A 24118-nucleotide genomic window follows, 5' to 3' on the forward strand; every position below is an offset into this window, starting at 1 on the left:
AGCTGAGTGCCATGAAACTGACGATCAGCCGTGAATCCCTGCTTACCCCGCTGCAAAGCATTGCCGGCGTGGTGGAAAAGAAACAGACCATGCCGGTGCTGTCGAACGTGCTGCTGGTGGCCGAGGACAACACCCTCACCCTTACCGGTACCAATATGGAAGTGGAACTGGTGGCGCGGGTTACGCCAGTACATGTGGATCAACCGGGGCAGATTACCGTACCGGCCCGCAAACTCTCCGACATCTGTCGGGCCCTGGGTGACGAATCGCCCATCGACCTGTCTCTGGAGGGCGATCGGCTGCACGTGCGTTCGGGCGCCAGTCACTTCACCCTGTCCACCCTGCCGGCGGAGCATTTCCCGAACGTTGAGGACGAAGCCGAGAGTTTCCGTCTGGAATTGCCCCAGAAAGAACTCGGCAGAATGCTGGATGCAACTGCCTTTGCCATGGCCCAACAGGACGTTCGTTATTACCTGAACGGTCTCTTGCTGGAGGTGGACAAGGATCACGTGCGGACGGTCGCCACTGACGGGCACCGACTGGCCATGGCGCATCTGGAACTGGCTACCCAGTGTCCGGATCTGCGGCAGGTGATTGTGCCCCGCAAGGGGGTTCTGGAGCTGGCGCGGCTGCTCGATGACGTGGAAACGCCGGTGACCCTGGTGATTGGTGATAATCATCTTCGTGCCACCGTAGGCAGCTATACCTTCACCTCGAAACTGATCGAGGGCAAGTTCCCGGACTACAACCGGGTGATCCCCCGTGGCGGCGACAAGGTGGTGCTGGCCGACAGGGCCACGCTCAAGAATACGCTCCAGCGCGCTGGCATCCTTTCCCACGAGAATATCCGTGGCGTGCGGCTGAATCTCTCAGCTAACGAGTTGCAGGTGTTCGCCAACAACCCGGACCAGGAACAGGCCGAAGACGCGCTGCCCGTGGAGTATCAGGGCGAATCCCTGCAGATCGGATTTAATGTAGGCTATCTGGTGGATGTGATGAACGCGCTGGATGAGGATCAGGTGAAGATAACGCTCTCCAATCCGAACAGTAGCGCACTGATTGAAGCGGAAAACGACAGTCGCTGCCTGTATGTCGTTATGCCCATGAGGCTGTAGGAGTTATTAGTTTGATGAGTACCGTAACGAATGGAATCAAGGGTGCGTTCCGGATCGGACAAACCGTGTCGGTGCTCGGGCGCACCGGGATCAACTGGCTTCGGGGGGATCGGCCTCCGACGCCCCGTCTGTTGCGACAGACCTTTGAATCCCTGGGTGCCACCTACATCAAACTGGGCCAGTTCATTGCGAGCTCGCCGACGTTTTTCCCCAAGGAGTATGTGGAGGAGTTTCAATACTGCCTCGACAAGACGCCCGTGCTTCCGTTCGGGGTGATCAAGAAGATTATCCGTGACGAGTTGGGTCGTCCCCTGGATGAAGTTTACTCGGAGATTGATCCTGTGGCTCTGGCCTCCGCGTCCATCGCGCAGGTCCATTCCGCGCGCCTGGTGTCAGGCGAAGAAGTGGTGATCAAGGTGCAAAAGCCGGGTGTCGAGAACATCCTGCTGACGGATCTCAACTTTCTCTATCTGTCTGCGCGAATTCTGGAGACGCTGGCTCCGAAACTGTCCTGGACCTCGTTGTCGGGTATTGTTGAGGAGATCCAGCGCACCATGATGGAGGAATGCGACTTTATCAAGGAGGCCAACAATCTCAAGGTGTTCCGGGACTTTCTGCACGACACCCATAACGAGGATGCGGCGGTACCCCGGGTGTTTGAGCATTGCAGCACACGCCGCATTCTGACGATGGAGCGCTTCCATGGGGTGCCGCTGACCGATCTGGAAAGCATCCGTGGTTATGCCCGGGATCCGGAGCGCACTCTGATCACTGCCATGAATACCTGGTTTGCGAGCCTGACCCAGTGCGAGTTTTTCCACGCCGATGTCCACGCGGGCAATCTCATGGTGTTGAAGGATGGCCGGGTCGGTTTCATTGATTTCGGCATTGTTGGCCGGATCAAGCCGGATACCTGGCAGGCGGTCAGTGATTTCATTTCCTCGATCATGGTCGGTAACTTTGAAGGTATGGCAGACGCCATGATCCGGATCGGAATCACCCGGCAGACGGTTCGGGTAGAGGATCTGGCCGGCGACCTGCGTCGTCTTTACCAGCAGATGGACAAGATGGTTCCGGATCAGGTGCCCTACGAAGCCGACCAGGCGGAAGACGATGTAAACCACATTCTGATGGATATGGTGAAGATCGGAGAAAGCCACGGTCTTCATTTTCCGAGGGAATTCGCTTTGCTGCTCAAACAGTTCCTGTACTTTGACCGGTACGTGCATATCCTGGCCCCGGAAATGGACGTGTTCATGGATGAGCGCCTGAACATGTTGCACTGAGCCTGTCGCCTTCGGGCACCGGCTTTTGTACACTAAGGCAGCACCTTCTTCGGGTGCTGCCTTTTTCGTTGGGTTCCGCTTTTTTACCGGGCTTGGCCGCCCTCCTCGCTTCCCCGTTGAGCTTGCTCCCGTATGGCGCTTGTCAGATTCCAGACCGAGAACTTCCGAAACCTGTCCTCTGAGCCCGTCCGCTTTTCTCCCTCTTTTAACCTGCTCTACGGTGAGAATGGCAGCGGCAAGACCAGCGTACTCGAAGCGATCGGTTACCTTGGGCTTGGCCGGTCATTTCGGGTGAGTCGGCATCAGGCTGTGGCGAGGCATGGCGAGCAGCGTTTCACGGTATTTGGCGGTCTGGATCAGGGGCTGGAAACCGGTGGTTCCGGCTCGTCGGGTGACAACGAACTGGTACACAGGCTTGGCATTGGCCGGGACCTTTCCCAGAAAGAAACCACGTTGCGGGTTGATGGTGAGAGTGTGCGAAGTCTGTCGTCCCTGGCCAGGCATCTGCCGGTGTCGGTGATAGATCCCGGGGTATTCGATGTTGTGGCGGGTGGACCGGGAAAACGTCGACAGTTTCTGGATTGGGCAGTGTTCCACGTGGAACCTTCGTTCGGATCGGTGTGGCAGCAGTGCCAGAGAGTGACATCACAGCGGAATCAAACGCTCAGAAATGGTAGACTAGACGAAGCCATGATGCGGGTCTGGGACCAACAATACGCCGCGCTAAGCACTCAGATTTCCGAGGCCCGTGCTGCCACTTTCAGCCAGTTCAAAGCGGCATTCGAGACACTGGTGCATGAAGTGGATGTACCCTGGACCGATGGTTTGAAGCTGGAGTTTTTCCCGGGTTGGGATGTCACCCAATCCCTGGAGAGCCTGTTGCTGAACCATCGGGAACAGGAGCGAAAGGTGGGGCATACCCTGTATGGACCTAATCGCGCGGATGTCCGGCTGAAGTTCCAGGGAAGGCCCGTTGCGGAGACGTTTTCCCGGGGCCAGCAGAAAACGCTGGTGATTCTGATGAAAATCGCTCAGGGCATGGTGTTGAGCGCACTGGGCAAGCAGGTGACATTTCTGCTGGATGATATTAATGCCGAGCTGGATGAGGGGCACCGGGCCATGCTGGCGCAGCGACTGCAGTCCCTTCGTTGCCAGGTGTTTATGACATCGATCGAACATCCGGTCGTTGACCAGCTCTGGCCCCGGGGTAGCGCCCCGGATTACAGATTGTTCCACGTGGAACATGGAAAATTGACGGAAGAATAAAGCGGCGGGGTCTGTCAGGGACCCTCCCATTCCAGGCTTCAGGAGTTTCCGAATGAGCGAATCGAACTACAATTCCTCCAGTATCAAAGTCTTGAAGGGCCTCGATGCGGTGCGAAAGCGTCCGGGTATGTACATCGGTGATACCGACGATGGCACCGGCCTGCACCACATGGTCTTTGAATTGGTGGATAACTCCATTGATGAAGCGCTGGCGGGCTACTGCTCGGAAATTGGCGTGGTGATTCATCCCGACGAATCCGTCACCGTCAAGGATAACGGTCGCGGTATCCCGGTGGACCTGCACGAAGAAGAGGGTGTGTCGGCGGCGGAAGTCATCATGACCGTCCTGCACGCAGGCGGCAAGTTCGATGACAACTCCTACAAGGTCTCCGGTGGTTTGCACGGCGTTGGTGTTTCCGTGGTGAACGCCCTCTCCTCCACCCTGACCCTCACCATCCGTCGCGACGGGAAAGTGTACGAACAGAGCTACACCCATGGCGTGCCCAATGCCCCACTGGCGGAAGTGGGCGAAACCGATGCCTCGGGTACCAAGGTCCATTTCATTCCGTCCCCGGACACCTTTACCCACATCGAGTTCCACTACGACATCCTGGCCAAACGGCTTCGGGAACTGGCGTTTCTGAACAGCGGCGTACGCATTCGCCTGACCGATGAGCGCACTGGCAAGGAAGAAGTCTTTGAGTACGAGGGTGGTCTACGGGCGTTCGTTGAGCACCTGAATGCCAACAAGACGCCGATCAACCGGGTGTTTCATTTCAACCGCGAGCGGGAGGATGGCATCGCCGTGGAGGTGTCCATGCAGTGGAACGACGCCTTCCAGGAGAACATCTACTGCTTCACCAACAACATCCCGCAGCGCGACGGTGGTACCCACCTGGCTGGTTTCCGGGCGGCACTGACCCGTTCCCTGAACAATTACATTGAACAGGAAGGTCTGGGCAAGAAAGCCAAAGTGGCCACCTCTGGTGACGATGCCCGTGAAGGGCTGACGGCGATCATCAGCGTCAAGGTGCCGGACCCGAAATTCTCCTCCCAGACCAAGGACAAGCTGGTCTCCTCCGAGGTGAAAACCGCCGTTGAACAGGAGCTGTATCAGAGCTTTGCCGAGTACCTCCAGGAACAGCCCAACGAAGCCAAGCTGATCGTCAACAAGATGATCGAGGCCGCGCGCGCCAGGGAAGCGGCCCGAAAGGCCCGCGACATGACCCGTCGCAAGGGTGCTCTGGACATCGCCGGCCTGCCCGGCAAACTGGCCGACTGCCAGGAGAAGGACCCCGCCCTTTCCGAACTCTACATTGTGGAGGGTGATTCCGCGGGCGGTAGCGCCAAGCAGGGCCGGGACCGCAAAACCCAGGCCATCCTGCCCCTGAAAGGCAAGATCCTGAACGTGGAAAAAGCCCGGTTCGACAAGATGCTCTCTTCGGCCGAAGTTGGCACCCTCATCACGGCCCTGGGTTGCGGCATTGGTCGCGAGGAGTTCAACCCGGACAAGCTGCGTTACCACTCCATCATCATCATGACGGATGCCGACGTGGATGGTTCGCACATCCGCACCCTGCTGCTGACGTTCCTGTTCCGCCAGATGCGGGAGATTATCGAGCGCGGCCACGTGTTCATCGCCATGCCGCCCCTGTACAAGGTCAAGCGTGGCAAGCAGGAGCAGTATCTGAAAGACGAAAAGGCCAGGGAAGCCTACCTGACACAGACCGCCCTGGAGAATGCCCAGCTGTTTGTGAACCCCGAGGCGCCGGCGATCAAGGAGTCCGCCCTGGAAACCATGGTCAAGGACTACCAGGCTGTTATGACGATGATCGGACGCCTCTCCCGTGCCTACCCGGCCAAGGTGCTGGAGCAGATGCTCCAGAACGTGACCCTGAAATCCGAGCATCTCAAAGACGAAGCCGAAGTCGCTCGTTGGGTTGCACGTCTGGGCGACGGTCTGGATCTGGACACCCGCACCGGCACCAAGTACACCTTCTCAGTGACCCGCGACACCGAGCGCGACCTGTACCTGCCGAAGGTGACCATCTACGTGCACGGTATTCCCCACGAGCACGTGTTCAGCCACGATTTCTTCGAATCCTCATCGTACGCGGCCATTGCCCGCATGGGCGAAACCCTGGACGGGCTGATTGAAGAAGGCGCCTACGTGCAGCGCGGGGAGCGCAAGCAGGCGGTGCTGTCATTCGAGGGTGCCCTGGACTGGCTGATGAAGGAAGCCCAGCGCGGCCTGAACATCCAGCGCTACAAGGGTCTCGGCGAGATGAACCCGGAACAGCTGTGGGAAACCACCATGGACCCGGAGACCCGCCGGATGATGAAGGTAACCATCGAGGATGCCATCGCCGCCGACCAGATCTTTACCACCCTGATGGGCGACGACGTAGAGCCCCGCCGGGACTTCATCCAGACCAACGCCCTGGAAGTGACCAACCTGGACGTCTGATCGATCCGTATGGCCTGACCTGGCCGAACAAAAAAAGCGGCGGAGGCTTAAAACCCCCGCCGCTTTTTTATTGGCTATTGGACCTTGCCCAGGCAGATCCACCCCGGACTTGATGGGGTTATCAGGACTCGGAGGATTTCTCACGGGCCGCCTTTTCCTTCTCCGCCAGATGTGGCGCCATAACTTCTTCAAGGGTATACCCGGTCAGCCGCCGGATAGTCCGCCACAGGTAGTAGAAAATCAGCATCATCATGATCATGGAGGGAATGGCGATCATCGGGTAGCTAACCAGCGTCATGCGGCCCAGTTCCTCATTGAACGCTTCGGTACCCGAGGGACTGACTACGATCCACTTGGCCAGTACATAGTTCATGATGGAGGAGAACAGGAAGGTGCCGGCAAAAAAGTAGCTGGCTTTCAGTAAGCGTGCTTCAAACTCTTCCACACAACCCTTCTCTTCCAGCGACCGGTGTACCTTATCCACATCCAGAACGCTCGGGTTGTAAAGCAGGGTCCGCACCAACGGGTACCGGGTGCGGGTGGATACCAGCACCGCCAGGCCAATGATAGCGGGAATCGCCGCTTCCTTGATGGCCAGCCAGCCGGCGTCCAGCTCGAGCAGGCCAATACCGCCGGTCAGCCCGACACTGATCAGCCCCAGCACGGCGATGAAGTTTTTCTTGCGATAACGGACCAGCTCGAACAGACCCCACCCCAGGGGAAACGCCAGACCAATGATCAACGCATTGACACTGCCCAGGTGCTCTTCTCCGCTGAACTTCATCAGAATCACGGAGGGAATAACGATACTCACCAGCAGATCAATCCAGGGCCTCGGTTTGTGGTCTCTGGACTGCGACTGGGAACTACTGGAAGAACTCGGAGACGTCATGACGGAACCTGATTGGTGAAACAGCGGCAGCTCCGGGCGGACTGCCGGAAGACTCCCGGCAGTATACGACGAATCCGAGCCAGGACGTAACCGCCCTCAGAAGCTCCCGGATGTGCCGGCGGTGCTGCCGGCGTTGCCCGTCTGCAGGGTATTGTTGGCCCCGGATTGCCACTGGACCTGGGCCGCCGGGTCGGTCTCGCTGCGTTTGAGGCACTTCCACTCTACGGCGGAGTTGGCCGGCAGGTCGAGCTGCCCGGTCCAGGTCGGATAGGCGGAGGGCTCCAGCTTGCGGGCGGAGGCCGGTGACCAGGCCCCCAGTTCGGCAAGGTTGCCGGTAACGTACACACTCTGACCCCACTCGGTGGTACCGTTGCCGCAGGTAAACAGGGTGGCCACCGTGCCGCCATCCGCGGCACCACCGTCACTGCCACTGCAATCGGCACCGACATGCAACGCTGCTGCTTCCATCGCGGCGACGTTGAGAGTTACCTGGCCACCCTGCACCGTTGCGCAGCTGCCGTCTCCCGCTACGTTGCGATACTGGCCATCCGGCAATCCGGTGTTGAAGGTTCTGGACAGGGGCGCACCCTCCCGGTTGATGACCACAAAACCGCGGTCGCCGCGCCCGAACGCAATCTGGTCATTGCCGTTATCCCACCAGTAGGAAACCCCGGTACCGTCGGTGGCATTGCGGAAGCCCACCATGTTGGCGATGGAATCCCACCGGTGTTCGCAGATCCAGGCCCCGCCGCACTGGGCACTGCCGTTCTGGTACACCGTCTGCGCGGGAGGTCCCTGGTCACCGTCCGAGAACCCGTAGCTGGACATCACCTTGGGATAGCCATAAGGCCAGGCGAGCATGAACACATTGGCGAGGTTATACAGACTGCCGTCCTTGTAGGTCAGCACATTGCTGCCTCCAGCACCGTGGCCCCGCTGGTTGTCGTGGTTATCGGTGAAGACCACCGCATCACCGCCGGCCAGAAAGCCCCAGCTTTCGCCAAAATTGGCCAGGTAAGCCAGGTTCTGGTTCTTGAAGGCATTGCCGAGGGACGCACTGTAGCGGAACTCGGTGACATCCGACGTGCCGGTATACTCCGTGGCGCTGACTGCCTCACCACCCAGGTCAATCACCTCCTGGAAAACATAAAGCGGGCTGTTCACCTGGCCGAGAATGCCGCTGATGTCCGAGGGCGACATATGCTTGGCGGCGTCGACCCGGATGCCGGCGACCCCCAACGAGGCCAGCTCATTCAGGTAACCGGCAATCGTGTCCTGAACATAGTTATCGGCAGTATCCAGATCCGGAAGCCCGACCAGCTGGCAGTTCCGGACCCGCCAGGCATCGGTGCCGTAGTCTTCCGGATTGATTCCGCAGGGGGCGTGAAAATCGTTGCTGCTGTACATCGGATAACTGAGGGAGCTGGAACTGTAGGAAGAACCCGCGGTACCCGTGCCGCTCCCGTTAGCCATGTGGTTGATGACCGCATCGGCGTACACGTCCACCCCGGCGGCGTTACACCGCTGAACCATATCGGCAAAGGCCGCCGCGTCACCGCTGCGGCTGCTCAACTGATAACTGACCGGCTGATAGCGTGTCCACCAGGCACTGCCCAGGATATGCTCCTGGGGCGGCGATACCTGCACCGCGCTGAAGCCTTTCGGTCCAAGGAAGTTTTCACACTCCTTGGCGACATCGCTCCACTTCCATTCGAACAAATGCACAAACGCCCCGGCCTGGGCCGTCTGAACCGGAAGTGCCAAGGCCGCGCCTAGCGTGGCACCGGCGATAAACCGAGAAAACTGACTCATTGCATGCTCCTGTCTTGTCTTTGTTGTGGTGCATTCAACAGCCGATTTGAAAAGGAGAACCCCTTTTTCGCCTGCTACAGGACAACATGCAGTGATCAACTATTGCTCAAAACATCCTTACCGAAAATCAGTGGGGCGTAGAAAAAGGGAGGGTATATTTTTTGGTCACATTCCAAGTTCCGCGAGACTGGGAGGGGTACAGCCTTCTGAAACTGTGCGGAGCCATGGATGGCGGAGCCCAAGCGTCACAAGGATGTGCCGGAAGGAGCGTGTTTCAGAAGGCTGTACCCCTCCCAGGCTCACCCACCCAAACCTGAAGACCAAAAAAAGCCGGGCATCAGCCCGGCTCGATCATTCGGAAATGAAGTGCCTGTTTCAGGCCCCCACCTCCTTGAGGCTCTCTTCCACAATCGCGAGCCCTTCCTCCAGTACATCATCCTCGATGGTCACCGGCATCAGGAACCGCAAGGTATTGCCGTACATACCGCAGCTCAGCAGAATCAGCCCCTTCTCCTTGGCCTTCTTGGTCACGGCCGCAGCCAGCTCCGGCTTGGGTGTCCGGCTCTGCTTGCTTTCCACCAGCTCAAACGCCGCCATGGGCCCGAGGTTGCGAACATTGTCTACGTGCTCGAACTGCTCCTGCCACTGGCTGAAGCGCTGCTTCAGTTTCTCGCCCAGGGCCTGGGACTTGCCAAGGATGTCCTCCTCCTTGAACACGTCGAACACCGCCAACGCCGCGGCACAGGCCGTCGGGCTGCCGGTATAGGTGCCGCCCAGGGAATTGGGGCCGGAGGAATCCATGATCTTGTCAGTGCCGACAATCGCCGAGATAGGCATGCCGTCGGCCATGCTCTTGGCCATGGTCATGATGTCCGGCTCAATGCCGCTGTGCTCAATGGCAAACATCTTGCCAGTACGGCCAAAACCGCTCTGTACTTCGTCCACCACCATCAGGATGTCGTTCTCATCGCAGATCTTGCGAATTTCCTTCAGGAAGCTGGTGGGCGCGGCGTAGAAACCGCCCTCGCCCAAGACCGGTTCGATCACGATGGCGGCCGTATTGCGGGCCGGGGAATCCGCCTTCATGGCCATTTTCAGGCCGCGCAGGGCTTCTTCCTCGGACACACCGTGGTAAGGCACCGGATAGGGTGCGCGATAGACGTTACCTGGCATGGGGCCGAAGTCGGTCTGATAGGGCGCCGCCTTGCCGTTCATGGCCATGGTGTAGAAAGTACGACCGTGGTAACCGCCGTCAAAACAGATAACGTTGGTCTTGCCGGTGGCCGCCCGGGCAATCTTCATGGCGTTCTCCAGGGCTTCCGCGCCGGAGTTGGCCAGCATGACCTTGGCGTGGCCCTTAACCGGAACCACTTCACTGAGTTTCTGTGCCAGCTTCACGTAGCCCTCATAGGGCATTACCGTCTGGCAGGTGTGCATCAGCTTGTCGAGCTGCGCCTTGACGGCCTCCACCACCTTCGGGTGACGATGGCCAATGTTGAGAACACCGATACCGCCGGCAAAATCGATCATGCGCTTGCCGTCGGCATCCCACAGTTCCGCATTGGTTGCGTGGTCGGCAAACTGTTCATTGGGACTTGCCGCGCCCGCCGCAACGTAGCGTTCTTTGAGTGCCTGCAATTCTTTATTGCTCACTTTGCCATTCTCCCTGAGTTCAGGTTCGAAAGTTTCACATACCAGTGTAAGTAGTACGGGAGCAGGAAACAAACCGACCATGGTCTCCGTCAGTCGGTATTTTCACGGAACTGCAGGTTGGCCAGGCGCCGATAGAGACTGTTTTCCCGCATCAGTTGCTCGTGCGACCCGACGGCGAGCAGCTGGCCGCCGTCCATCACGGCAATCCGGTCGGCGTCCCGCACCGTGGCCAGGCGGTGGGCAATCACCAGCGTGGTGCGGCCTTCGGTGAGCGCCGGCATGGCCTGCTGTATCAGGTTTTCACTCTCGGCATCCAGGGCACTGGTGGCTTCATCCAGCAGCAGGATCGGAGCATCGGCGAGCAGCGCCCGGGCAATGGCCAGCCGCTGTTTCTGGCCGCCGGAAAGACCCTGACCGGCGTCACCCAGCCGGGTGTCATAGCTCTGGGGCAGGGCCAGAATGAAATCGTGGGCGTGGGCAACCTTTGCCGCCTGCTCTACCGCTTGCTGGCTGGCCTCCGGCCGGGCATAGCGGATGTTGTCGGCAACCGTGCCATGGAACAGGGCCGGGGTCTGGGGCACCAGGGCAAAGCAACGGCGCAGGGAGTCCAGTGGCCAGCCGGCCGTATCCACACCGTCGATGAGAATGCGGCCGCTGTCCGGCTGATAGAAATGCAGCAGCAGATCGAACAGGGTGGATTTCCCGGCACCCGAGGGGCCCACCAGGGCCAGGGTTTCGCCAGCCCGGATATCGAGGGTAAGGCCGGCGATGGCGGGCCGGTCCTGGCGGCCGGGGTAGCTGAAGAACACCTGGTCCAGCCGCAGTTCGCCGCGCACGACCGCCGGCAGATCACCAACGGCCTTTTCCGGCCCGCTTTCACGCGCGAACACCGATTCAGTCTGCAATAACTCGAACAGACGTGCCGCCGAGCCTGCCGCCCGCTGAAGCTCACCAATCACCTCGCTGATGGCGCCGGCCGCCACTCCCACCAGCAGGCTGTAAAACACAAAGGCTGCCAGCTCGCCCGGGCTGATGCGCCCGTGGATCACATCCAGCCCGCCAATCCAGATCACAACGCCCACCGCGCCCATCACCAGGGAAATCGCCAAAGTGGTCAGCCACGCGCGCTGGCGGATACGCTGCCGGGCAATCTCGAACGCACGCTCGGACACCTCGGAAAAATACCGGCGATCGTGGGGCTGGTGGTTGAACGCCTGCACCGTCTTTATCTGGGTAAGATTCTCCCCCACGTAACTGCCGACATCGGCGACGCGATCCTGGCTGAGCCGGGACAGCGCCCGCACCCGCCTGCCGAAGAACAGGATGGGCGCGATCACCAGCGGAAAGCCCAGCAGGATGATACTCGCCAGCTTGGCGTTGGTGATGAACAACAGCAGCAGGCCGCCCACCAGCATCAGTGCGTTGCGCAGGGCAATGGACACCGTGGAGCCAATCACCGATTGCAGCACGGTGGTGTCGGCGGTGAACCGGGACTGTATTTCCAGGGCCCGATTCTGCTCGAAAAACCCCGGGTGCAGGTCGATCAGGTGGTTAAAGACTTTCTTGCGAATGTCCGCCACCACCCGCTCGCCAATCCACGACACCAGGTAGAAACGGGCGAAGGACCCGAACGCCAGGCCCAGCACCAGCACGAAAAACAGCCCGATGGCCCTGGCCAGGTTCTCCGGCGATTCGGTGGCCAGCCCCTGATCCACCAGGATACGCAGCCCCTGGCCCAGCCCCAGGGTAATGCCGGCGGTGATCACCAACGCCACCAGGGCGCCGGCCACGGCCCGGCGATAGGGACTGATAAACTCGATGACGAGTTTCAGGGCTTTACGGTGGCGTGTGTTAATGATGTGCCTCCAGGGTGTTGGCTGCTGTAGACTCCAGCGTCAATACGGTTTGTTCTCGAATCAGGACCTATCATACCTTCGGGCAGAGCCCACGTGGGTGGAAGGGCTTTCCGGGACACGCTGTAAATACGTCCGTGTACGCTCGGCAAAAGCCATCCATGGCTTTTGACGGTCCCGGAAAGCCCTTCCACCCACGCGGGCTCCCAGAGTCTGGAGATAATTCGTAGGTCGGATTAGCGCAGCGTAATCCGACACCGTTGCCAAAGGATACTTCTACAGTGCGCGCCTACGCCGACAACGATTACCCGGCAGATCACAAACCGGACTGGAAAATCATTTCAGGCCTCTGGCCGTACCTTACCGAGTTCCGGGGCCGGGTCGCGCTGGCGCTGGCACTGTTGGTGCTTGCGAAGCTGGCGACTGTGGCGACGCCCATCGCATTGAAATACATCGTCGACTATCTCGACCAGAACCGTGGCGCCGACATGCTGCTCTGGATTCCGGTCATCCTGGTGGTGGCCTACGGGGCGTTGCGCTTCGGCGCCACGCTGTTCAACGAACTTCGGGATGCGGTGTTTGCCCGGGTAGCCGAGCGGGCCATGCGGCGGGTGTCGCTGCGGGTGTTCGAACACCTGCACCAGCGGGAGCTGGCGTTTCACCTGGACCGCAAGACCGGTGGCCTGGCGCGGGATATCGAGCGGGGCACCAACGGCATCAGCTTCCTGCTTCGTTTTACCCTGTTCAATATCGTGCCCACCCTGCTGGAAATCCTGCTGGTTGCCGGCATTCTGTTTGTGGTGTTCAACGTCGGCTATGTGCTGGCGATTCTGGTGGCCGTGGTGGTTTACGTGGTGTTCTCCATCAAGGTGACCGAGTGGCGCACCCGTTTCGTGCGCGAAGCCAACGCCCGCGATAACCAGTCTAATTCCCGAGCGGTGGACAGCCTGCTGAACTACGAGACGGTGAAGTATTTCACCAACGAACGTTATGAGGCTCAGGTGTACGACCAGGACCTGGACGAGTGGGAGCAGGCCCGCCTCAAGAACCGGCTGTCCCTTGCGGCCCTGAACTCCGGGCAGGCGCTGATTATCGGCCTGGCGATGATCGTGATCATGGCCATGGCGGTGCGGGAGGTCGCCAGTGGCCAGATCACGCTGGGCGACTTCACCATGATCAACGCCTACCTGCTGCAGCTGTTCATACCGTTGAATGCCCTGGGGTTTGTCTACCGGGAGATTCGCCAGGCGCTGGTGAACGTGGAGCGCCTGTTCAAACTGCTCGGCGACCAGCCCGTGATCCAGGATGCGGAGGATGCCAGGCCGCTGACTGTGGACAGGGGCGAGGTGCGCTTCGACCATATCCATTTTGCCTACCGGCCCGACCGGCCGATCCTGCAGGATGTGGACTTTACCATTCCGGCCGGCCACAAAGTGGCAGTGGTGGGGGCCAGCGGCGCCGGCAAGTCCACCCTCGCCCGCCTGCTGTTCCGGTTCTACGACGTCGATCGGGGAGCGATTCGTATCGACGGCCAGGATATCCGGACGGTAACCCAGGCCAGCCTGCGCTCGGCCATCGGCGTGGTGCCCCAGGACACTGTGCTGTTCAACGATACCCTCTACCGCAACCTGGCCTATGGCCGACCCGAGGCCACCGAGGAGGAGGTCTACCGCGCGGCCCGCATGGCCCACCTGGACGGTTTTATCAACAGCCTTCCGGAAGGTTATCAGACCAGGGTGGGCGAACGGGGCCTGAAGCTGTCCGGGGGCGAAAAGCAACGCGTGGCCATCGCCCGGGTTATCCTCAAGAACCCGCCGTTGCTGATTCTGGACGAAGCGACGTCGTCACTGGATTCGCTGTCAGAACAGGCCATCCTCGGCGCCCTCAAGGAGGTCAGCCAGCAGCGCACCACCCTGGTCATCGCCCACCGGCTGTCCACAATTCGTGACGCCGATACCATTCTGGTGATGGATGGCGGACGGATTGTAGAGAGCGGCAGCCACAATGAACTGCTGGCCGCCGGCGGGCACTACGCCCATCTGTGGGAGCAGCAGCACCGACGTGAGGATAACTGAGAAGTCAGGGATTTGGCGGGGGAGGCCTTTCCAAAACCTTGCGGAGCCATGGATGGCGGAGCAGAGCGTACAGGGAGGTATCCACAGCGTGTTTTGGAAAGGCCTCCCCCGCCGGAGCCCGGGGCTAGAACTCCGCTAGCCGAAGCGCCAGCCCCGAAGCCCGCACGACCTGTTGCTCCACACTGTCTTTGAACACCTGGGTATCGCCAGTAATCAGACTGAACCAGTTCCTGGCCCGGGTGATGCCGGTGTACACCAGTTCCTTGGTGAGTACCGGGCTGAGGCGATCCGGCAGCACCAGGCAGGTGTGGTTGAACTCCGATCCCTGGGACTTGTGCACCGTCATGGCGTACACGGTTTCCAGCTGTTGCAGGCGGCTGGGGGATATCCAGCGGATACCGCCCTCGGCATCGGCGCTGGGGAAGGCGACTCGCAGGGTGTCTTTTGGCTGGCCGTCGTCGGTGGTGTCCCAGGGTACCCGGAAGGTAATGCCGATATCGCCGTTCATCAGGCCCAGGTTGTAGTCGTTGCCGGTGATCAGTACCGGGCGGCCGGAGTACCAGCCTTCGGTTTTGTCGATCAGCTTTTCCGCCATGAGCTGCTGGGCGATGCGCTGATTCAGGCCTTCCACTCCCCAGGGGCCGCGACGCAGCGCGCATAGAACCTGGAAATCGCTGAAAGCGTCCAGTACGGCCGCGGCGTGGGTATCCCAGGCCTCCCGGGGGCTGTCTGCCGTCAATCCTGCGTTGGCCATCACCTCAAGATAGTGGCGATAGCCCACGGGCGGCGGCAGCGCCTGTCCATTCACAACCCGGCCCTGCCCTCTGTTGCGGAAGCGCTCCGGGCTGCCGCCGATGGCATGGTTGCAGATCTGCTCGAGCGTCTGCTCCGGATCCGACGTTGGCCCCTGGCCATTCAGCCAGACCACATCGTCAAATTCAGAATCCCTTATTCTGGCCAGCATGGTACCGGTCAACGCGCTGGTGTTGACCGCTTCGGCAAGCTGGCGGATCCCGCTGTCCTCGCCAAAGCGATAGCTCTTGCGCAGCATCGCTACGGCCTGGTCCAGAGCCTGGCCGCGGCCATCCACAAGGTTGGGTGGCACCTGGGCGCCAGTGATGGCACCGAGCCAGTGGGCGGTTTCCGGGGTGTAGTGGGCGTCGAAGGCGCGTTGGCACAGCTCCCCGAGCACGGCGCCGGCGTCCACCGAGGCCAGCTGATCCTTGTCACCCAGCAGAATCAGCCGGGCACTGGCGGGCAGGGCGTCGAACACCGAGGCCATCAGATCGACATCCACCATGGAGGCTTCATCAATGACCAGGATATCCACCAGCAGCGGATTGTCCCGGTGATGACGGAACTGACGGGTGTCCGGCCGACTGCCCAGCAGTCGATGCAGGGTCGTGACCCTGGTCGGGATATCGTCCAGTTGCACGGCGCCGGGCAGTTCCGCCAGCGGCAACCGTTGCACCGCCCCGCCGATGGATTCGTTCAGGCGGGCCGCGGCTTTGCCGGTGGGAGCCGCCAGGCGGATGCGGTATTTGCGCCCTGCTCGCCCCGGGTCGGCGCCGGCCACAGCCTGCAGCGCCGCCAGCAGATTGACCACGGTGGTGGTCTTGCCGGTGCCGGGGCCGCCGGTGATCACTGCAAAGCCGTTGCGGGCGGCCAGGGCACAGGCCAGCTTCTGGTAGTCCACGGGCTCTTTCGACGGAAACAGAGTGGCCAGCGCCCGGGACAGGGTCTGTGCGGGCAACGCGTCCGGGTCTGCCAGCGCCGAGGTCAACGCCAGCCGCTGCCGGATACCCTCGGCAATGCGTTGTTCGTAACGCCAGAACCGGCGCAGGTACAGCCGAGTATCGTTCAGCACGAGGGGTGCCGGCACCGCCCCGTCGCTCACGGCCGCTGATGTATGGAGCGCGGCGAGGCAGTCGGCCAGTTGCACCCGGGCCAGCAGATCCTGGGGGTGCAGGCTCTGCAGTGCCGCGGCCTCGGTGTCGGTCAGCGCCGGCCGGGCCGGCTCTTCCGGCGGCAACGCCAGGGTGTTGCCGGCATCCGCCAGCAGGTGCTTGAGGTCTACGCACACGTGGCCCCGGCCCACCTGGTGGGAGGTGAGCGCGGCCAGCAACAGCACCAGGGGCTGCGGGCTCTCGCCCTGCTCTTCGCCCAGTTGCCGGATCAGCCGGGCAAAGCCCACATCCAGGGGGCGAATCCAGCCGGCCTGCTGCCACTGGTCCAGAAGGGCCTCGGTCTCTACAAGGCTGGCCAGTCGCTCAACGTTATCCACAGCGCCGGGCCGGTCGGGCGCGCCGTCACCCAGGTCGAGGGCGAACTGATTCTCACTGTTGCGGGTCCGGCTCATGCGGCCACCTCCCCTTCGGTCAGCTCGCCATCGAACAGCGCATCCAGCTGCTCCATCAGTGCTCTTGGCGGTTTGTCGGTGAAGGCCCCGTGGCTTGCGGAATTCACCCCCCGCAGGAACAGGTAGACCGCGCCGCCGATGTGGCGGTCGTAGTCATAGTCGGGCAGCCGGGCTTTCAACAGCCGGTGCAGGGCCAGCAGGTAAAGCACGTACTGCAGGTCGTAGCGCTTGGCCAGGATGGCGTCGCCCATGGCCTGGCGGGTGTAGGCGTCGTCGTCCTCGCCCAGGGTGTTGGATTTGTAGTCGAGCACGTAGTACTGGCCCTCGTGTTCAAACACCAGGTCGATAAAGCCCTTGAGCATGCCGTTGAACCGACCGGTCTCGGCTTGCGGGCGGTCGGCGCCGTTCAGGGTATGCTTTGTGACCAGCCGGTCCAGTGTCGGAATGTCCACATTGCGGCTTTCGAACCAGAATTCCAGCTCCGGGCGCAGGCTGGTCAGTTGCGCCAGGCTGGCGGAGCGCTGGCCGTCGCTTCCCAGGGGTAACGGCTGGCGGATCAGCGCCAGCAGCCATTGGCGCAGGGGCTCCACCCACTCGCTCCAGCCACGGGTGCCGCAGCGGCGGGCCAGTTGATCGTGAAGCAGCGCCGGCTGGTCCAGTACCCGCTGGAAACCCTGGGCGGTGCACCATTCCAGCAGCTCGTGAAGAAACGTGCCGGGGCCTGCGCCTTTCGGGAATTGATGGTGATCGCGGGCGGCGACCGGGCTGGAGGGCTCGTCGGCGTCTGCGTTGTCCTGAGCGCTTTCCTCCAGCAGGTTCTGGGTCTGGGCGTCTTCCACCTCGCCGGTGAACCCGATGCCGCTGCCGGACAGACCGGTGTACTCAATGCTGGAGTAGCTGGCAATCCACCAGTCTTCCTTCGCTTCGCGCGTTGATACCAGGGCCGGCCCCAGCGCCTCGGGTGCCGTCTCGATGTACACCCGGTCCTCGGGTTCTGGCAGTGGCAACACCGCAATTTCCGGGCGCCCTTGGGCCAGGGGTGCCAGGGCGCCCGCCAGCCCCTGTTCCGGACTGCCCGAAATGGCGTAACCCAGGCCGCTCTGGTGCCAGTTGTCCAGGGCAGCGGCACCCACCCAGGTGGCGAACCGGGCGCGGGTCAGGGCCACGTAGAGTTTGCGGATGTCCTCGCCCAGACGTTCCTGGTCGGCTCGGGCAATGTCTTCGGGGGTGGGATCAAACACGGTCACCAGGCGACCCTGTTCATTGTGGTAGCGCACGTAGGCCTGTTTCGGGTTCTCTGCCCGGTACGCGGTGCCGAAGGGCAGGAACACCAGCGGGTATTCCAGGCCCTTGGATTTGTGCACGGTGATTACCTTTACCAGTCCGGCGTCGCTTTCCAGGCGCAGGGTGCGGTGTTCGTCTTCTTCGTCGGCCGCCCGCAGGATCTGGGTGAAGTGGTGCACCAGCGCGTGTTCCCCGTCCAGCTGCAGGCTGTCCTGCTGCAGCAGCTCTGCGATGTGCAGGATGTCGGTGAGTCTTCGCTCACCGTCTGGCCGTTGCAGCAGGCGGCCGGGCACCTCGAAATCCATGAGGAAGGTGCGCAGCATGGGCAGCACGCCCTGGCTTTGCCACTGGGCCTGGTAGCCCTGGAAGCGGGCGATCTCCCGCTCCAGCACGTTTTCGTCGGTCAGCAGCCGGTCCAGGGCCTGCCAGCTCTGGACCAGCGTCGGCGTGGCCAGGGCGGCGCGAATCAGCGACAGCTGGCGGGGTTCGGCGAAGGCCTGCAGCCAGCACAGGAGCTCCGCCGCCTCCGGCGAGGTAAGCACCGAATCCCGGTCCGACAGGTACACGCTCTTGATGCGCCGGCGACCCAGGGCATCGCGTACCGCCGCGGCCTCGTTTCGGTTGTTCACCAGTACCGCGATGTCTTTCGGCTGCACCGGCTCCAGATCCGCCGGGTTCTCCGACAGGGCAAAGCCGGCCTGGTTCGCCTGGCCGAGGGTGAGCAGCCTGGCGATCTCGCTGGCGCAGGTTTCGGCCAGGTCGGCGGTGGCGGTGCCCTTGGCGAGGCTTTTCGGGCTGCCCTCCTTGCCGGTGTCCCCGGACTCGTGGGTCCAGAACACCAGGCTGGGCTGAACCTCCCCCTGCACCGACCACAGGCGTTTGGTGCCGTTGGCGTCCACCCCCTGGAACGGCAGCGGCGTGGTGTCGCCCTGGCCAAACAGGAACGCGCCCTGGGGGCTGTGCCGGTCGCTGTGCTCGAACACCCGGTTAACGGCAGCGACCATGGGCCTGGCCGAGCGGTAGTTGGTGCCCAGCGTCCAGGTACGGTCCTGCACGCCGAGCCGCGCCTGCAGGTAGGTGTAGATGTCCGCGCCCCGGAAGCCGTAGATGGCCTGCTTGGGGTCACCGATCATCAGCAGGCAGGTGTCCGGGCGGTTTTGCTCTACCTGATAGATCCGGTTGAAGATGCGGTACTGCACCGGGTCTGTGTCCTGGAACTCGTCGATCAGTGCCACCGGGAACTGGCGGCGGATGGTGGCGGCCAGCTGGTCGCCCCTGGGGCCGTGGAGGGCGTCGTCCAGGCGGGTGAGCAGATCGTCGAAACCCATTTCCGAACGTTGCTGTTTTTCCGCGTCCAGCCGATTGGCGATCCAGTGGCTGGCGTGGCGCAGGATGTCGGATTTGGCGCTGGGTGGGTTCCGGCTGAACGCCAGGATGGCCCCGATGGCGTCGAATGCCGGGTGCCGGGGGGCCGGGTCCTCACCTTTGAGAATGTTGTCCAGCCCCTCCGGCGTCTGGTTCCTGAAGCCGGCCTTGTCGAGATCTGCAGGCAGCAGGTCCCCGGAGTCGGCCCAGGCGGTCAGGGCATCCCAGGCCGTCAGCATGGACTTCTTGCTGCCCCCGTGCAGGCGTTTGGCCTTCTGCAGGTCGTCCAACAGCGGCAGCACCTCGTCGCGCCAGGCGGCCCAGGGGTGGGCCCTCAGCTCGGCGGACCGGGCCAGGCGCTGATCCACCACCTGACCAATGGCCTGATGCACGCTCTCCGGTGGCGTTCCCAGGGCATGCGGATCGTCGATCAGGTTGCGCACGGCCTTGCGCAGGTCCGCCGGCGTTTGCCAGTGCCCGAGGGCTTCGTCCATCAGCGCCGGGGGCAGCGGGTACACAAAGGTGCGCCAGTAATCCCGGGTCACCTCGTCCAGCAGCTCGCTCTGGTCGGTTTCCAGGGTCAGTTTGAAGAGGCTGCCGCTGTCGAACGCGTGCTCGCTGAGCATGCGATTGCACCAGCCGTGGATGGTGGACACCGCCGCCTCGTCCATCCACTCGGCGGCCAGCAGCAGTTTCTTGCGGCAGTCGGGCCAGCTGGCCCGGTCCGGGTAGCTCTGGTTCCGCAGGTCGTAGATCAGTCTGGTTTCGGCCGGTGGGTTCGGGTCGTCCGGGCCGTCGGAGAACACCTCGGCGGCCTGGGTCAGCCGGGTGCGGATGCGGTCCCGCAGCTCCTTGGTGGCGGCGTCGGTGAAGGTCACCACCAGCAGGTTGGGCGGCAGCAGGTTCTGCAGGGGGCTGTCGTCGGGCTGGCCATGACCTAGCACCAGGCGCACGTACAGGATGGCGATGGTGAAGGTTTTGCCGGTGCCCGCGCTGGCCTCGATCAGGGCGCTGCCGTGCAGGGGCAGTGCCAGCGGGTCCAGGTTCGGGTTGCGGTCGGGGGTCTGATTGGTCATGCCACGCTCCCGATCTGCTCGGCCGCCGATTTGCCCTGCTCGGCTTCCCACAGGGGCACATAGAGCTGGTGCAGCAGGGCCTCGAATTCGCCACTGGCCATCAGTGCCTCGGGGCTGTCAAAGCTGCCGCGCAGGTAGCCGGTGTCCCGTTCAAGGGCGGTCAGGTAGGCCGTTTCCGCCTCGCTGATGGCCCGTTCGTGGTCGCCCAGGTACTTCTTGCCGCCGTAATAGCTGGTGACCCAGGCAAAGCCCGCCTCGCAGTGCAGCGGCAGGGCGCGGGTGGTGGCCTCCATCCAGCGCGCAAGAATGGCGTGGAACGGCGCCCTGGACTGCTCCGGCGTCATGGCCGGGAAGTGGAATCTGCGGTCTTCCTCCTTGCCCAGGATCACCGTCTCGAAGGGCTGCCCGCCGAGCTGGCCGGCCAGGTGAATCAGCCAGTCCCGAAGCAGGTTGGCGTAGCGCACTTTCTTGCCGTTGCCGGCGCTGCTCAGCAGGCTGGAGCCGGCGATCACCAGCCGGCACAGTTGCCCTTGCGGGTTGCAGCGCAGGTTGTCAATCAGATCGACCACCTCCACCGAGCCGAGATCGCTTTCGTGGCGAAGCTCGAACGGCAGGGGTTCAGCCACCGCTTCTGGCCAGTCGGCAAGCGCCCTGCGATAACGCTCGAACAGGTTCGGCAGCCGGCCCGCCAGCTCGGTCCGCAGCCGGTGCTCGGTCACGCCCATGCCCAGGTCCCCGCGCCTGGCCATTCGGTCCAGAGTCAGTTCCAGCCGTTCGTGCAGCTCCTCCTCGCTGGCCGCCTTCACCACGCCTTCCTGGATCAGCTCGTTGTCCAGGCGCCAGCGGTCCAGGCCGTTCAGGTCGAAGTTCTCGTTGTCGGTGTCCTCGTCTTCCACCGCCTCGAACCGCACCTGCAGCCGACGCTGGTAGAAGGTCTCGATGGGCCGTTTCAGGAAGTTGGCCAGGTCGCTCAGGCTGATGGGCTCCTCCGGCGCAACATAGGGCAACGGCTGGTGCGACTGCTCGGCCGTGTCGACACCATGGGCGCTGCGCCATTCCCGCTCGAAGGTGAACAGGCGCCGGGCTTCCAGCACCTCGATTAGCGGCCGGGGCTGAGCTTCTGCGCCCTCGCCGGAGCCATTCGCTTTCGGGAAATAATCCCGGCTGAAGGGTTGCAGCGGGTGCCGGGTGGTCAGCGCCCGGGTGACGTTCTGGTCAGGCTGCCCGTCCACCGCCCATAAGCTGTCCAGATGATCGTGCAACTGGCCCACGAGCACCGACGGTGGCCGTTCGGAATCGTCCCGGATGCTGCGCCCCACCCAGCTGACGTACAGCTGTTCCCGGGCCGACAGCAGGGCTTCCAGGAACAGGTAGCGGTCGTCCTCCCGGCGGGAGCGGTCCCCCGGCCGGTAGTCCCGGGCCATCAGGTCGAAATCCACTGGCGGCCGGGAGCGGGGGTAGTCGCCATCGTTCATGCCCAGCAGACACACCCGGCGGAAGGGAATCGCCCGCATCGGCATCAGCGTGGCGAAGTTCACCTTGCCGGCGAGGAAGCGCTGGTTCAGGCCGCCTTCGTCCAGTCCCTGCAGCAGAACGTCCTTGACGATGTTCAAGGGCAGCGCCTGCTCGCCAAGGCCGGCGGCCAGGGCGTCGTCCAGCCACTGTTCGAGCTGGCGCCGGAAGCGGTTCAGCAACAGCAGGTCCTGGCCTTCCACCTTGTCAAAAAAACCAACCAGCATGTTGGAAAACAGCGCTTCCCAGTCCGCCGGTGTGCGCTGGCTCTGCAGCGCCTGCCACAGAGTTTCCAGCTGGTGTACAAAGTCCGCCAGCCGTCCGGCCAGGCTGGCCTGCAGACCACCGATCTCGCCGTAGGGCTCGACGCCGGCCCAGGGCTCGTCGTCGCCCATGCCGTAGCCCAGCAGCATCGAGCGCAGGCCCGCCTGCCAGGTGTTGCGCTCCAGTTCGGCCGGCAGGTCCAGGCTTGCCCGGTGCTGGCCGTGCAGCCCCCAGCGGATGTTGGCCCCTTCCACCCAGCGCCGGGCCAGGGGAATCTCGTCCTCGCGAATGTCAAAGCGGTCGCGGATGCCGGGCACTTCCAGCAGGCTCAGGATCTCGCTCACGCCGAAGCGGCTGCGGGGCAGCGACATCAGGGTTTCCAGGGCAATCAGTACCGGCTCGTGGTGGCGCTGGCCCTGGTCGGAAATGGTGAACGGAATGTGGCGCCTGCGCCCGGGGGCATAGCGGCCAAATACCGCCTGGATGTGGGGCGCGTAGACGTTGATGTCCGGCACCATCACGATCACATCCCGGGGCCGCAGCGTTGGGTCTGCGTTGAAGGCAGCGAGCAGCTGGTCGTGCAGTATCTCCACCTCCCGCTGGGGGCTATGGGCGTCGTGGAATACCAGGGAGTGGTCGGCGGCGAGATCCACAGTGCGCTGCTGGTCGCGGATCTCCTGCAGCGGCGTCAGGTTATGGATATCGTTCTGCAGCTGGTGCAGCAGCCGGGGCTCGTCGGGGTGCCCGTGGTCGGTGAAGATGTCGATCTTCTGGCCGGGGGTCTGGAAGCTGGCGCGGTACTCGTCCGGGTTGTCGAACTCATCGAGCAGGCGGATGTAGTCCCGGCCCTGTTTGCCCCAGGCGGCCAGCAGCGGGTTGGCGTGCTGGTGCAGCTGATCCGGATCGTCAATGGTGGCAAGCACCGGATGCGCCGCGCCCCGCTTGCGTTCGGCCTTGAGCAGTTCCCGGTCGCTGATGATATCTGCCCAGTAGTACTGGCAGGGGTTGTGAACGCACAGCACCACCTGGCTGAACCGGCTGAGCACATAAAGAGCCTCCAGCGCCTGCCGGGGCAGGGACGACACCCCGAACACCACGATGCGCCCGGGCAGCCTCCCCGGATTGGCCGGCTGGCTCAGGCGCTGGCCCTGTTCCGTGAATCGGGTGTGGATCTGCGAGCGGCTGGTGTGGGCCTCGGCGCCGACATCCTGCACCAGGGTGCGCCAGAGCAGCGGCTGCCAGCGGGTCTCGGCCTCCAGCGGCTTTTCCTCCCCCCGGGCGCTGATCACCACATCCTTGCCCTGCTCCCAGGCGGCCAGCCAGTCGGCCCGGAACACCTGGTACTGGTCGAACAGGTCCGCCACCTTTTCAGCCAGCTGGAAATTGCGCAGGTCGGTGTCGCTGCCGTCAAGGAAGCGCGCCAGGGGTGTGAACGCATCGTCCTGCCCCACCAGCGCGGGAAGCAGGCGGTACAGCCGCCACACCAGGCGGGCTTTGTCGAAAGGAGACTGCTCCGGCACCTCGCCGTCGGGCAGCACCGCCCGGTAGGCCTGCCAGATAAACCGCGCAGGGAACAGGAAATCCATGCCGGCAGCAATGCCCAGTCCGCCGTCCATGCCTTCCTCAGTGCGCTTCTCCGCCAGTGCCAGCTTCAGCCACTGGGCAATGCCATTACTCTGCACCAGGAAGGTCTCGCTCTGCAGCGGCGGCATGGGGTTCTGCCGGCAGATGTACACCACGGCCCGGCGCAGGTCCTCCAGATGGTTGGCGTGGATGGCGTGAAAGCCCGGTTCAATGGCGGATGGCGTGGCCATGGGTTTCCTTGTCTGGGAGTCGGTT

General features: G+C 62.6%; 12 protein-coding genes. 5 read left to right on the top strand and 7 right to left on the bottom strand.

What is annotated here, in order from left to right:
* The first annotated feature begins 11 nt into the window (after nt 1–11).
* From dnaN to gyrB, 4 genes are all read left to right on the top strand, one after another.
* Complete coding sequence (gene dnaN / locus ACFC20_RS11540; RefSeq protein WP_375193145.1) at nt 12–1115, top strand: DNA polymerase III subunit beta; 1104 nt, start codon at nt 12–14, stop codon at nt 1113–1115.
* Nucleotides 1116–1129: 14 nt separating this feature from the next.
* A complete protein-coding gene (locus tag ACFC20_RS11545) occupies nt 1130–2401 on the top strand; it encodes an ABC1 kinase family protein (RefSeq protein WP_375193146.1) in 1272 nt (423 codons plus the stop codon).
* 132 nt (nt 2402–2533) lie between these two features.
* On the top strand, nt 2534–3667 hold the full coding sequence (recF, locus tag ACFC20_RS11550) for a DNA replication/repair protein RecF (protein ID WP_375193147.1): 1134 nt from the start codon (nt 2534–2536) through the stop codon (nt 3665–3667).
* 52 nt (nt 3668–3719) lie between these two features.
* Nucleotides 3720–6134, top strand: a complete 2415-nt coding sequence (gene gyrB / locus ACFC20_RS11555; protein ID WP_375193148.1) for a DNA topoisomerase (ATP-hydrolyzing) subunit B — start codon at nt 3720–3722, stop codon at nt 6132–6134.
* 121 nt (nt 6135–6255) lie between these two features.
* On the opposite strand, the gene ACFC20_RS11560 is transcribed toward gyrB, so the two are convergent.
* The 4 genes from ACFC20_RS11560 to ACFC20_RS11575 all read right to left on the bottom strand — a co-directional run bounded on the left by ACFC20_RS11560 (nt 6256) and on the right by ACFC20_RS11575 (nt 12323).
* Nucleotides 6256–7026, bottom strand: coding sequence for a VC0807 family protein (locus ACFC20_RS11560; RefSeq protein WP_375183379.1), 771 nt, complete (start codon nt 7024–7026; stop codon nt 6256–6258).
* A gap of 96 nt (nt 7027–7122) precedes the next feature.
* Complete coding sequence (locus ACFC20_RS11565; protein WP_375183380.1) at nt 7123–8838, bottom strand: carbohydrate-binding module family 20 domain-containing protein; 1716 nt, start codon at nt 8836–8838, stop codon at nt 7123–7125.
* 375 nt (nt 8839–9213) lie between these two features.
* Nucleotides 9214–10491, bottom strand: coding sequence for a 4-aminobutyrate--2-oxoglutarate transaminase (gene gabT / locus ACFC20_RS11570; RefSeq protein WP_375193149.1), 1278 nt, complete (start codon nt 10489–10491; stop codon nt 9214–9216).
* Nucleotides 10492–10580: 89 nt separating this feature from the next.
* Nucleotides 10581–12323, bottom strand: a complete 1743-nt coding sequence (locus tag ACFC20_RS11575) for an ABC transporter transmembrane domain-containing protein (protein WP_375193162.1) — start codon at nt 12321–12323, stop codon at nt 10581–10583.
* Nucleotides 12324–12625: 302 nt separating this feature from the next.
* Here ACFC20_RS11575 and ACFC20_RS11580 point away from each other — a divergent pair, with 302 nt between their 5' ends.
* Nucleotides 12626–14419, top strand: a complete 1794-nt coding sequence (locus ACFC20_RS11580) for an ABCB family ABC transporter ATP-binding protein/permease (RefSeq protein WP_375183213.1) — start codon at nt 12626–12628, stop codon at nt 14417–14419.
* 124 nt (nt 14420–14543) lie between these two features.
* Here the strand turns inward: ACFC20_RS11580 and recD are convergent, their stop codons facing one another.
* Genes recD through recC form a run of 3 tightly spaced genes read right to left on the bottom strand, consistent with a single transcriptional unit; the run spans nt 14544 to nt 24093 of the window.
* Entirely contained in the window at nt 14544–16778 is a 2235-nt protein-coding gene (gene recD / locus ACFC20_RS11585; RefSeq protein WP_375172422.1) for an exodeoxyribonuclease V subunit alpha, read from the bottom strand.
* Entirely contained in the window at nt 16775–20503 is a 3729-nt protein-coding gene (gene recB / locus ACFC20_RS11590; protein WP_375172423.1) for an exodeoxyribonuclease V subunit beta, read from the bottom strand. The genes recD and recB overlap by 4 nt, the downstream gene beginning before the upstream one ends.
* Nucleotides 20500–24093, bottom strand: coding sequence for an exodeoxyribonuclease V subunit gamma (recC, locus tag ACFC20_RS11595; protein ID WP_375172424.1), 3594 nt, complete (start codon nt 24091–24093; stop codon nt 20500–20502). The genes recB and recC overlap by 4 nt, the downstream gene beginning before the upstream one ends.
* Between the last annotated feature and the right edge of the window lie 25 nt (nt 24094–24118).

Source organism: Marinobacter sp., assembly GCF_041984545.1.
In the GTDB taxonomy this organism is placed as follows: Bacteria; Pseudomonadota; Gammaproteobacteria; order Pseudomonadales; family Oleiphilaceae; genus Marinobacter.